The sequence below is a fragment of the Blautia sp. 2227st1_G12_2227SCRN_220401 genome (genome assembly GCF_039062885.1).
Lineage (GTDB): Bacteria > Bacillota > Clostridia > Lachnospirales > Lachnospiraceae > Blautia_A > Blautia_A fusiformis.
Window position 1 is genome coordinate 18,221 of record NZ_JBCLNI010000025.1, and the last position, 11,641, is coordinate 29,861.

Genomic DNA, 11,641 nt, shown 5'->3' on the forward strand with positions numbered 1-11,641 from the left:
AGGAGGGTTTCCCATGGCAGAAAAAAGAACAACATATAAGATACAGGATTTGGGCGGAATCGGTGAAGTTCACATTGCAGATGAGGTTGTTGCGATCGTTGCAGGACTTGCAGCAACAGATGTGGATGGAGTTGCTTCCATGGCAGGAAATATCACCAATGAGCTGGTAAGTAAACTTGGAAAGAAGAATCTGTCCAAGGGCGTGAGAGTAACCATTCTGGAAGGAGTCGTTACCGTGGATCTGTCACTGAATATCGAGTATGGCAGAAACATTCTTGAGACAAGCAAGAAGGTTCAGGAGAAGGTTAAATCCGCTATTGAGAATATGACAGGACTTGAGGTTGCAGATGTAAATATTCATATTGCCAGCGTGGATATGGAGAACGAAAAAGGAAAGTAAACCTTTCCTTTTTTCCGTCTTAGGAGGAAATTATGAGAAGAAGAGAACAGAGAGAACATGTATTTAAACTTATGTTTATGACAGAGTTTAATTCAGAAGAAGAGATGACAGAACAGCTCTCTCTTTATTTTGAAGGTCTTGGAGAACTTTCAGAACAGGACCAGGAATATATGAAGAAGAAGTACGCACATGTGAAAGAACATCTGGAAGAGATCGATGCACAGCTGAACAGTGCAAGCCGTGGATGGAAGACAAAGCGTATGAGCCGTGTGGATCTTGCGGCACTTCGTCTGGCAGTATATGAGATGGAATATGATGCAGACGTACCGACAGGAGTAGCTATCAACGAAGCGGTAGAACTTGCCAAAAGATTTGGCGGAGATGCTTCCGGCTCCTTTGTAAATGGAGTACTGGGTAAGATCGCATCTGAGAAGGATGAGAAGAAAAACGAGGAGGAGACTGCTGATACAGAAGAGAAGGCAGCAGAAGCCCCGGAAGAGAACGCATGAGAAATGTCTATTCTGTCGGTCAGGTAAACCATTATGTCAAAAATATGTTTACCCAGGATTACTTTCTCCGAAAAGTCTATGTAAAGGGAGAGGTATCCAACTGTAAATACCATACCAGCGGACATATTTATTTTTCCCTGAAGGATGAAACAGGCACATTAAGCTGTGTGATGTTTGCGGGACACCGTAGGGGTCTTGCTTTTCGCATGAAGGACGGGGATAAGGTAGTTGCAGGCGGAATTGTAGACGTATATGAGAGAGACGGGCGTTATCAGCTTTATGCAAAAGAGATCACACTGGAAGGTGCTGGTGCCCTCTATGAACGGTATCTGGCACTGAAACAGGAACTTGAGGATATGGGGATGTTTGCACAGGAATATAAGCAGCCCATTCCTCATTTTATTCATACCCTTGGCGTGGTGACAGCACCTACTGGTGCAGCAGTACAGGATATCCGCAATATTGCAGGCAGAAGGAATCCATATCTGCAGGTGATCCTTTATCCGGCACTTGTGCAGGGAGAGGGAGCGGCGCAGAGTATCGTAAAGGGAATCCGGATGCTGGATAAAGCAGGGGTGGACGTGATCATCGTCGGCCGTGGAGGTGGCTCTATTGAAGATCTCTGGGCCTTTAACGAGGAGAGCGTTGCCCGTGCTATTTTTGAGTGCAGGACACCGGTGATCTCGGCAGTGGGACATGAGACGGATTTTACCATTGCGGATTTTGTAGCAGACCTGCGGGCACCTACACCATCTGCTGCAGCAGAGCTGGCAGTGGATGATTTTCGCAGTGTTCTGGAGAGCTTTCATATGTACGGAGACCGTCTGCAGCGTGCCATGAACAGTAAGACAGAACTTTTTGCTGCAAAACTTAAGGCCTATGAGAACAGATTCCAGTATCTGAGCCCGGAGTCCATGTTACGTGAAAAACGTCAGTATGCATCGGAGCTGGAGGAATGCCTGCGTTCTTCCATGGAACAAAAGCTTACAGAGAAAAGACATGAACTGGCAATATGGATCCAGCGGTTTGAGGGACTTTCTCCATTAAGAAAGCTAAATGGAGGATATGCATTTGTGTCCGACTCAGACGGACATGTGGTGACAGAGATCAGTCAGATAAAAAAAGGTGACAGGATCTCCATTGCAGTAACCGATGGAGTCATAGAAGCAGTTGCGGATCGCATCAGGAAGGAAGAGCGATAATGGCAGAAGCAAAGAAAGAAGAGAAATCCATAGAAGATACTTTTGGGGAGCTTGATCTGCTTGCCCGGAAGCTGGAGGATAAAGAAACACCTCTTGAGGAGTCTTTCCGCCTCTACAGACAGGGAATGGAGCTCCTAAAGGATCTGAACGGAAGACTGGATACTGTAGAAAAAAAGATGCTTCAGATGAATGAGGATGGGACATTTCGTGAATTTTAAAGAAGAACTGAAAAGAAGAACAGAAGAAGCAGAACATGTGATCCGGGAATATCTTCCGGAAGAATCCGGTTTTGCAAAAACCATGGCAGAGGCCATGAATTACAGTATGACGGCAGGTGGAAAGAGACTCCGCCCGATCCTGATCAGGGAAACCTACGAGCTGTTTGGAGGAAAGGATAAGCTTTGTGAGCCTTTTATGGCGGCTATGGAGATGATCCATACACATTCGTTGATCCATGATGATCTCCCTGCACTGGATAACGATGATTACCGAAGGGGAAGGCTGACCACACATAAAGTATACGGAGAGGCCATGGGCGTTTTAAGCGGTGTGGCACTCCTTAACAGAGCTTATGAAGTGATGCTTTCCGCCTTTGATCTGACCGAGGATAAAGACCGTGTGATAGCCGCTATGCGGATTATTGCAGATAAGACCGGCATCAACGGTATGCTTGGTGGACAGAGTGTTGATGTGGAGAATGATGGGAAACCTCTGGAACACAAGATGCTGGATTATATTTACAAAAACAAGACCTCCGCATTGATCGAGGCTTCCATGATGACCGGTGCTGTGCTGGCAGGGGCATCTGAGAAAGAACTTAAGGTTGTGGAGCAGGCTGCAGAAAACATCGGGCTGGCTTTTCAGATCCAGGATGATATCCTTGATGTGACCAGTACCCAGGAGGAACTGGGAAAACCGATCCACAGTGATGAAAAAAACAACAAGGTTACCTATGTAAGCCTTGTTGGAGCCCCGGCAGCAGCCAGCAGGGTTAAAGAACTTTCTGACCATGCGGTAGAACTTTTAGACGACCTTGACAGGAAGAACGGATTTCTGGATCTTCTTGTGGAAAGTCTTGTCAGCCGCAGGAAATAGAAAGAACAAAGGAAGGGTACAAATGATTCTGGAAAAAATTAAAAAGCCAAATGATATTCATAAAGTTTCATTGGAGGATTTTCCGCGCCTTGCTGAGGAAATCAGGAGCTTTTTGATCCAGAGTGTAAGTGAGACAGGTGGCCATCTGGCATCCAATCTGGGTGTGGTGGAGCTGACTCTTGCTCTGCATAATGTGCTTGATCTTCCACAGGATAAGCTGATCTGGGATGTGGGACATCAGGCTTATACACATAAAATCCTTACAGGAAGAAAAGACGGCTTTAAGGATCTTCGTAAAGAAGGAGGTTTAAGCGGTTTTCCAAAAAGGAATGAAAGTAACTGTGATTCGTTTGATACCGGACACAGTTCCAATTCCATTTCCGCAGGACTTGGCTATGTCCGTGCCAGAGACCTGATGGGAGAGAAATACCATGTGGTTTCCGTGATCGGAGATGGTGCGCTTACCGGTGGGATGGCTTATGAAGCATTGAACAATGCGGCTGAGCTGAAGACTAATTTTATTATTATCATCAATGATAATAACATGTCTATTTCCAAGAACGTAGGAGGAATGTCCACCTATTTAAGCGCTCTGCGTACAGCTGAGACTTATACAGGAATGAAGATCGGCGTGACAAAAACACTCAAAAAGATTCCCCATGTTGGAACCGCCGTGGTAGATACGGTCCGAAAGACCAAGAGCAGCATCAAGCAGCTGATCATTCCCGGAATGCTTTTTGAAAATATGGGGCTGACTTATCTGGGACCGGTAGATGGCCATAATATGCGCCAGATGATGAAGCTTTTTAATGAGGCAAAGAGAGTGGAGGGACCGGTTGTTGTCCATGTCCTTACAGAAAAAGGCAGAGGCTATGGACCGGCATCTTCCCATCCGGAGCGTTTTCACGGAACAGGTCCTTTTGACATCCAGAGTGGCAGACCTCTTGCAGCAAAAACAGCGCCGACATATACGGATCATTTTTCCGGTGCAATATGTTCTTTGGCAGAGAAGAACAAAAAAGTAGTTGCTATTACAGCTGCTATGCCAGATGGAACCGGACTGAACCGATTCCGGAAGAAATTCCCGGAGCGTTTTTTTGATGTGGGTATTGCGGAAGAACATGCAGTAACCTTTGCGGCAGGCATGGCACTTGGGGGAATGATCCCGGTTTTTGCGGTATATTCTTCGTTCCTGCAGAGAGGGATCGATCAGATCCTTCACGATGTATGTATGCAGGATCTTCATGTGATCTTTGCCATTGACAGGGCAGGATTTGTCGGAGCAGATGGTGAAACACATCATGGATGCTTTGATTTTTCCTATCTGTCCATGATTCCCAATATGACAGTTATGGCTCCCAAGAATGGAAAAGAGCTTGAGGAGATGTTGAAATTTGCAGTAGAAGAGCTGGATGGTCCCTGTGCGATCCGATATCCGAAAGGATCGGCATGTACCGATATGGAAGAATGTCATGAGCCACTTAAGAAGGGAAGAAGTGAAGTGATCACTCCAGGCAGTGAGATTGCAGTTCTCGGGGTTGGCAGCATGGTTTCTGTCTGTCAGAAGGTCTGTGAAGAGATAAGAGATCACAAAATAGCAGGAGCTACGTTTGTCAATGTCCGTTTTGTAAAGCCTCTGGATACAGAGCTTCTTGATCGGCTTTCGCAGAACCACAGTCTTTTGGTCACTGTGGAGGAGAATGTAAAAAGCGGTGGGTTCGGAGAACATGTATCTGCTTATATGGAAGCCTGTCATCCGGAAGTAAGAGTTCTTCCACTGGCAATACCGGATCATTTTATTGAGCATGGAACGGTGGACCGTCAGCGAATGAAAATAGGTTTAAATGTACAGGGAATCCTGGATGCGGTAGAACAGAGTTGGGAAAATCTTGTGAATAACAGAAAATAAAGGACATAGCCTTTGCAGAAGAATACGAAGCTGTGAGGCATTTTACAGCCCGGCACATAAAGAGCCGGGCTGTTGGAGGATAATATGAAAAAAAGACTGGATATCATGATGGTGGAACAGGGACTTGCACCGTCACGCGAAAAAGCAAAAGCGTATATCATGGCCGGGGAAGTATATGTCAACGGTCAGAAGGAAGACAAGGCTGGCTCCATGTTTGCTGAGACTGCCAAGCTGGAGGTAAGAGGAAAGACTCTTCCTTATGTCAGCAGAGGCGGACTGAAGCTGGAAAAAGCCATGAAAAATTTTGGCGTGACGCTGAAGGATAAGGTGTGCATGGATGTAGGCGCATCCACCGGCGGTTTCACAGATTGTATGCTTCAGAACGGAGCGGTCAAAGTCTATTCCATTGATGTGGGATATGGACAGCTGGACTGGAAACTCAGGAATGATCCAAGAGTTGTATGCATGGAAAAAACAAATATCCGCTATGTGGTACCGGAAGATCTGGAAGGTCCGGCAGCATTTTCTTCGATCGATGTTTCTTTTATCTCCCTTACAAAAGTGCTTCTTCCTGTAAGAAACCTTCTCACAGAGGACGGAGAGATCGTATGTCTCATCAAACCTCAGTTTGAGGCCGGCAGAGAAAAAGTCGGAAAAAAAGGTGTTGTCCGTGATCCGAAGGTCCATGAAGAAGTCATTGAGAAAGTCAGAGATTATGCCATGAGTATTTCTATGGAGCCCTGTCATCTTTCCTTTTCTCCCATCAAGGGACCTGAGGGAAATATTGAATATCTCCTTCATCTGAAAAAACATCCGGAAGGAACAGAAGTACCTGTGAGTCTTGACGTATCCGTAGAGGATGTGGTAAAGGAAGCCCACGGACAGCTGGACTGATGTTTGGAAAGGACTGAAGCAATATGGACAGATTTTATATAATTCCAAACAGTGCCAAGGATCCGGAACTGACATTTTCTAATAGGATCATTGCCTATCTGGAGAAGCATGGTGCCAGGTGTCATGTGCAGAAGATCACCGAAAAAATGGAAGGACCGTATCATTATACGGACCCGGATGGGATTCCGCAGGATACACAGTGCATTATTGTACTGGGGGGAGATGGAACACTTCTGCAGGCTGCAAGGGATGTGGTGCATCTGGATATCCCTCTTCTTGGAATCAATCTGGGAACTCTGGGATTTCTTGCCGAGGTGGATAAAAATTCCGTGTATCCGGCTCTGGATCGGCTTCTGTCAGATGACTATGAGCTGGAAGATCGTATGATGCTGGAAGGAAAGATCTATCGTGGAGAGGAACTTATTGGAAAAGATATCGCATTAAATGATATTGTGATCGGAAGAGAAGGACATCTCCGTGTGATCCGTTTCAAGAATTATGTTAATGATGCATATATGAATTCATACAATGCAGATGGTATCATCATTTCCACTCCGACCGGTTCTACCGGATATAGTCTGTCAGCGGGAGGTCCCGTGGTTTCTCCCAGTGCCAGTATGATGATCATGACCCCCATCGCTCCCCATACCATGAACACCCGAAGTATCATTCTTTCCGGGGAAGAGGCAGTTACAGTAGAGATCGGTGAGGGAAGACATAATACTATTGAGAAAGCGGTGGCCTCTTTCGACGGGGATACCCAGATATCCATGGTCACCGGTGATCGGATCGTGATCCGGAAAGCCACAGTCAGGACAAAAATCCTCAAGCTGAACCATCTGAGCTTTGTGGAGGTTCTGAGACAGAAAATGAGTAACAGCTGATGCAGGAGGTTCAATTTTGAAAGTAGCAAGACATGAAAAAATTATCGAACTGATCCGTCAGTACGAGATCGATACACAGGAAGAACTTGCGGCAAGACTGAATGAGGCCGGTTTTAAGGTTACGCAGGCTACCGTATCCAGAGATATCCGTGCTCTGAAAATGACAAAGGTTGCAGGCAGCAACGGAAAGTCCAGATATGCGATCCTGGAAGAACATACACCGGATGTGTTAAGTGATAAATATTCCAGAGTTCTGAAAGATGCAGTGATCGCTATGAACATCGGACAGAATATCGTAGTGGTAAAAACAATTCCGGGAATGGCCATGGCGGCAGCAGCAGCTCTTGATGCCATGAAATGGCCGGAAATCCTGGGATGTATTGCCGGAGATGATACCATTATGTGTGTGGTGAAAACCTCTGAACAGGCACCGGGTGTAGTTCAGAAGCTTGGCGGGATCTTATCCAGAGGAAAATAAAATGACAGAATATGTAAATGCTTTATGCCAGAAAGGAAATCAATGTTAGTACATCTGCATGTAAAAAATCTTGCACTGATAGAGGAATCAGAGGTGGAATTCGGACCAGGCTTAAATATCTTAACTGGTGAGACCGGAGCCGGAAAATCCATTCTGTTAGGATCTATACAGCTCATCCTGGGTGGAAAAACTTCCAGAAGCATGATTCGTGAAAATGCTTCCTATGCCCTGGTAGAGTTGCTGTTTCAGGTTGAAAACACGAAAGCCAGAGAGTCCCTTGCGGCGCTTGACATCTATCCGGAAGACGGACAGGTGCTGATGTCCCGCAAGATCATGGACGGCAGAAGTATCAACAAGATCAACGGAGAGACAAGTACTGTCAGCCAGATGAAAGCAGCAGCAGCCTGTCTTCTGGACATTCACGGACAGCATGAGCATCAGTCACTTCTTTATGGAGACCGCCAGCTGGCTATTTTGGATGTATACGGAAAAGAACAGATCCTTCCTGCCAGGGAGAAGGTCCGGAAAGCTTATCAGGAGTATCGGGACTGTGCGGATCAGCTGAAAGCACTGGATATGGATGAGGAACAGCGCAACCGCGAAAAAGCCTTTCTGGAATTTGAGATCAATGAGATCGAGGAGGCAGCTCTTATTCCAGGAGAGGACGAAACACTGGAGGACCGCTACCGGAAGCTGAGCAATGCCAGAAGAATCATGGAAACAGCACAAATGGTCCGTGGGATGACCGGATATGAACAGGGCGCCGCAGATATGACCGGAAATGCCCTGAAAGAGTTTTCAAGAATTGCAGATTACGATAAGGATCTTGCACCTTTACAGGAAGCTCTTGTGGAAATCGATTCACTTCTCAGTGACTTCTGCCGTGATCTGTCTTCTTATATGGATAGTTTGACTTTTGACGAAGAGACTTTTTTCGAAACAGAAAAAAGACTGGATCTGATCAATAGTCTGAAGGCAAAGTATGGACAGACGATCCATGAAATTTTGTCTTATCAGAAGGAACAGCAGGAAAAATTAGAAAAACTTCAAAGATTCGAAGAAAATTTCCGGTTACTGAAAGAAAAACTTATGCAGGCAGAAAAGATTCTTGAGGAAGCTTCGCATGAACTTTCAGAGATCCGGAAAAAATACAGTAAGCAGCTGGATGAAAAGATTATCGAAGGATTGAAGGAACTGAATTTTGAGGATGTGGATTTTTCTATCCGTTTTGACCGCAGAAAAAATTATACAGATAATGGTTATGATGCGGTGGAATATGAGATTTCCACAAATCCAGGTGAGAGTAGAAAACCGCTGGGACAGATTGTATCCGGTGGTGAGCTTTCCAGGATCATGCTTGCCATCAAAGCGATCCTTGCAGATAAAGATCAGATCGATACACTGATCTTTGATGAGATCGATACAGGGATCAGTGGGCGTACTGCACAGAAGGTCTCTGAAAAAATGGCAGTGATCGGACAGCACAGGCAGGTGCTTTGTATCACACATCTTCCACAGATCGCAGCAATGGCAGATACCCATTTTGAGATTGAGAAACATGTAGAAGGAACAGAAACCATCACCCAGATCCATCCTCTGGAAGGAGAGGAATCTGTTCGTGAGCTTGCCAGACTTCTGGGCGGTGCCCAGATCACGCCGGCTGTTCTTGGAAATGCAAGAGAGATGAAGGAATTGGCACAGCAACAAAAAAATACAAGACTGAAATAATTTATACGTTACATACTAAGAGAGGACGGCCGAAAGGTCGGTCCTCTTTTTTAACCGAATCAAGTCAGTCCCCTGCTTCAGTTGCGAAAAGCAATAAGCAGTGGGTGGGGATTTGCTTGTATCAGAAAATTACAAAGGATGTGACGTAAGATGAACAGAAAAAGAAAATACCGATGTTGGCTCCTTGTATTTCTTGCGCTGGATCTGATTCTGATGGGATGGCTGGGCTACCGGCTTCTGGACAGAAAAATCCCGGATCAGATTCTGGTGGATCATGAGGACAGCCGGGAAGTAGCCAATCTTCTTAAACGCCCTTTTATCAGCTTTGATGATGCGATCACCGTTTCAGGAAAAGACAGCTATAAGTTGCACTGCAGACTCTTGGGAGTGATCCCTTTTAAGGATGTGAAGGTAAAAAATATAACTGCAAAAGAAGTATATGCAAGCGGAGATGCAGTAGGTATTTATATGCAGACGAAAGGAGTTCTGATCATTGATACAGGCGAGATCCTTTCGGAAAGTGGTGAGATGGAAGAACCGGCCCGGGACATTGTAAAGCCGGGAGATTATATTGTGGCTTTTGATCAGAACCGGATCCAGTGCAAGCAGGATCTTCTGGAGGATCTTGCAGATCTTTGCGGAGAATCTGTAACATTGAAGGTCCGCCGGGGAAAAGAGACGATTCCCCTGTCCCTGACGCCGGTGAAAGATGAGAAAGGAAACTATAAGCTTGGCATCTGGGTGAGGGACGATACACAGGGAATCGGAACCCTGACTTATGTGGACGAAAATGGAGGGTTCGGTGCTCTTGGTCACGGGATCAGCGATGTGGATACCGGCGAACTTTTAAGTATCGCAGATGGAAATCTTTACAACGCCCAGATTCTGGGGATCCAGAAAGGAGAAAAAGGAAATCCTGGAGAACTATCTGGTCTGATCCGATACGAAGCTGACAATATCCTGGGTGAGATTTCCGAAAACAGTAAAAACGGCATTTTTGGAACTGTGGATGCTGATCAGGTGAAAAATCTGGATCTGAAGAAGATTCCTGTGGGTTACAAACAGGATCTGAAAATTGGACCCGCATCTGTTCTCTGCTGCACAGACGGCGAAGTAAAAGAATATGCCGCGGAGATCACCAGGATCGATATGAACCATGAGGATTCTAATAAGAGCTTCGTGATCCAGATCACAGATAAAGAACTCCTGGAAAAAACAGGTGGGATCGTTCAGGGAATGTCTGGAAGTCCTGTGCTTCAGAACGGAAAACTCTTTGGTGCCGTGACTCATGTATTTGTGCAGGATTCTACCGGCGGATATGGGATTTTTATTGAAAATATGACAGGCAATGCATAATCTGCAGTTGAGGAAAGAGGCACAAAAACATGGAAAAAGTCCGGGAAAAGTGCCTCTTTTTTATATGGGGAAAAATGCCGGATACAGATTGAAATACCTACATTTTGGTGAATTTTGTGATATATAAGAGAAAAAATGTCGAAAAATATCGTACGAAAGTGTGATAAAATAACTACTTTTATCTTGATTTTACTACAGGATTTCCACTATAATAATTTTGTCGCCAGCAAGGGGAAAGCGCAGGCAGCTAACAGTGTCGGTTACTGCCGTGGTGACAGGGGGTATGTCTGGAAACCCAAGGAGATAGAAGTTAGGAGGGTCCTCATGGACAAATTAAATGTTGCAATTGCTGATGATAACGCGAAAATGACAGACATGCTCGGTCAGATGATCGAAGAAGATAAAGACCTTGAACTGGTCGGAAAAGCACACAACGGAGAAGAAATCTGTAACATAATCAAAGATAAGGAGCCGGATGTGGTGATTCTCGACATCATTATGCCGAAGATGGACGGCCTTTCCGTTATGGAGAAATTTTCCCATAACGCAAATGTCAAAAAAGTTCCAGTGTTTATCGTATTATCTGCAATTGGACAGGAGAGGATTACAGAGGATGCATTCAGTCTTGGAGCAGACTATTATGTTTTGAAGCCTTTTGACAACACCACACTTTTAAACCGGATCAAACATATTCGGAAGATTGGGGACAGAAGAGTGCGGGAGATTGCAAGGCCAGGTATCACAGAAACCAAAAAGCCTCAGCCGGAGAGGAATCTGGAAACCGATGTGACGAATATCATTCATGAGATCGGAGTTCCGGCACACATCAAGGGGTATCAGTATTTAAGGGATGCGATCATTTTGTCTGTCAATGACATGGAAATGCTCAATTCCATTACTAAGGTATTATATCCAACCATTGCGAAACGCCATCAGACAACACCGAGCAGAGTGGAGCGGGCGATCCGACATGCGATCGAGGTGGCATGGAGCCGGGGAAAGATGGATACCATTGATGAATTGTTTGGATATACTGTAAGCACCGGAAAAGGGAAACCCACGAATTCTGAATTTATAGCACTGATCGCAGATAAAATCAGACTAGAATATAAAAATCGGTCTTTAAATTAGATGAATTTTGGAGTATAATCATAAATAAAAACGGGTGTACCCAGGGAGGGGAATA

General features: G+C 45.3%; 12 protein-coding genes. All 12 read left to right on the top strand.

Going from position 1 to position 11,641, the window contains the following annotated elements; genetic code table 11:
* Positions 1–13: 13 nt before the first annotated feature.
* The 12 genes from ABCM67_RS12390 (at position 14) to spo0A (ending at position 11,586) form a co-directional block, all read left to right on the top strand.
* Positions 14–400: an Asp23/Gls24 family envelope stress response protein gene (locus ABCM67_RS12390; protein WP_015524453.1), complete on the top strand. Its 387-nt coding sequence runs from the start codon at positions 14–16 to the stop codon at positions 398–400.
* A gap of 32 nt (positions 401–432) precedes the next feature.
* A complete protein-coding gene (gene nusB / locus ABCM67_RS12395; protein ID WP_015524454.1) occupies positions 433–909 on the top strand; it encodes a transcription antitermination factor NusB in 477 nt (158 codons plus the stop codon).
* Positions 906–2,111 carry an exodeoxyribonuclease VII large subunit gene (gene xseA / locus ABCM67_RS12400; protein WP_114001762.1) on the top strand — a complete coding sequence of 402 codons (1,206 nt, stop codon included), beginning with the start codon at positions 906–908 and terminating at the stop codon, positions 2,109–2,111. The genes nusB and xseA overlap by 4 nt, the downstream gene beginning before the upstream one ends.
* Positions 2,111–2,329, top strand: coding sequence for an exodeoxyribonuclease VII small subunit (xseB, locus tag ABCM67_RS12405; protein WP_021650691.1), 219 nt, complete (start codon positions 2,111–2,113; stop codon positions 2,327–2,329). The genes xseA and xseB overlap by 1 nt, the downstream gene beginning before the upstream one ends.
* Positions 2,319–3,206 carry a polyprenyl synthetase family protein gene (locus tag ABCM67_RS12410; RefSeq protein WP_044960972.1) on the top strand — a complete coding sequence of 296 codons (888 nt, stop codon included), beginning with the start codon at positions 2,319–2,321 and terminating at the stop codon, positions 3,204–3,206. Before xseB ends, ABCM67_RS12410 begins: the two co-directional genes overlap by 11 nt.
* Before the next feature lie 22 nt (positions 3,207–3,228).
* Positions 3,229–5,115: a 1-deoxy-D-xylulose-5-phosphate synthase gene (gene dxs, locus ABCM67_RS12415; protein WP_173746072.1), complete on the top strand. Its 1,887-nt coding sequence runs from the start codon at positions 3,229–3,231 to the stop codon at positions 5,113–5,115.
* Between the two features lie 84 nt (positions 5,116–5,199).
* A complete protein-coding gene (locus tag ABCM67_RS12420; RefSeq protein ID WP_114001763.1) occupies positions 5,200–6,009 on the top strand; it encodes a TlyA family RNA methyltransferase in 810 nt (269 codons plus the stop codon).
* Positions 6,010–6,032: 23 nt separating this feature from the next.
* On the top strand, positions 6,033–6,893 hold the full coding sequence (locus ABCM67_RS12425) for an NAD(+)/NADH kinase (protein WP_015524460.1): 861 nt from the start codon (positions 6,033–6,035) through the stop codon (positions 6,891–6,893).
* 16 nt (positions 6,894–6,909) lie between these two features.
* Positions 6,910–7,371 carry an arginine repressor gene (gene argR / locus ABCM67_RS12430; protein ID WP_021650687.1) on the top strand — a complete coding sequence of 154 codons (462 nt, stop codon included), beginning with the start codon at positions 6,910–6,912 and terminating at the stop codon, positions 7,369–7,371.
* Positions 7,372–7,413: 42 nt separating this feature from the next.
* Positions 7,414–9,099 (top strand): DNA repair protein RecN, encoded by a 1,686-nt coding sequence (gene recN / locus ABCM67_RS12435; RefSeq protein WP_129974437.1) that lies wholly within the window; start codon positions 7,414–7,416, stop codon positions 9,097–9,099.
* Positions 9,100–9,249: 150 nt separating this feature from the next.
* Positions 9,250–10,455: a SpoIVB peptidase gene (gene spoIVB / locus ABCM67_RS12440; RefSeq protein ID WP_118752528.1), complete on the top strand. Its 1,206-nt coding sequence runs from the start codon at positions 9,250–9,252 to the stop codon at positions 10,453–10,455.
* Between the two features lie 324 nt (positions 10,456–10,779).
* Positions 10,780–11,586 (top strand): sporulation transcription factor Spo0A, encoded by an 807-nt coding sequence (gene spo0A, locus ABCM67_RS12445; protein WP_015524464.1) that lies wholly within the window; start codon positions 10,780–10,782, stop codon positions 11,584–11,586.
* The last annotated feature ends 55 nt before the right edge of the window (positions 11,587–11,641 follow it).

Coding starts and splice junctions, on each gene's coding strand:
- ABCM67_RS12390 (WP_015524453.1), top strand. CDS start 14: ATGGCAGAAAAAAGAACAACATATAAGATACAGGATTTGGGCGGAATC.
- xseB (WP_021650691.1), top strand. CDS start 2,111: ATGGCAGAAGCAAAGAAAGAAGAGAAATCCATAGAAGATACTTTTGGG.
- dxs (WP_173746072.1), top strand. CDS start 3,229: ATGATTCTGGAAAAAATTAAAAAGCCAAATGATATTCATAAAGTTTCA.
- recN (WP_129974437.1), top strand. CDS start 7,414: ATGTTAGTACATCTGCATGTAAAAAATCTTGCACTGATAGAGGAATCA.
- nusB (WP_015524454.1), top strand. CDS start 433: ATGAGAAGAAGAGAACAGAGAGAACATGTATTTAAACTTATGTTTATG.
- spo0A (WP_015524464.1), top strand. CDS start 10,780: ATGGACAAATTAAATGTTGCAATTGCTGATGATAACGCGAAAATGACA.
- ABCM67_RS12425 (WP_015524460.1), top strand. CDS start 6,033: ATGGACAGATTTTATATAATTCCAAACAGTGCCAAGGATCCGGAACTG.
- ABCM67_RS12420 (WP_114001763.1), top strand. CDS start 5,200: ATGAAAAAAAGACTGGATATCATGATGGTGGAACAGGGACTTGCACCG.
- xseA (WP_114001762.1), top strand. CDS start 906: ATGAGAAATGTCTATTCTGTCGGTCAGGTAAACCATTATGTCAAAAAT.
- spoIVB (WP_118752528.1), top strand. CDS start 9,250: ATGAACAGAAAAAGAAAATACCGATGTTGGCTCCTTGTATTTCTTGCG.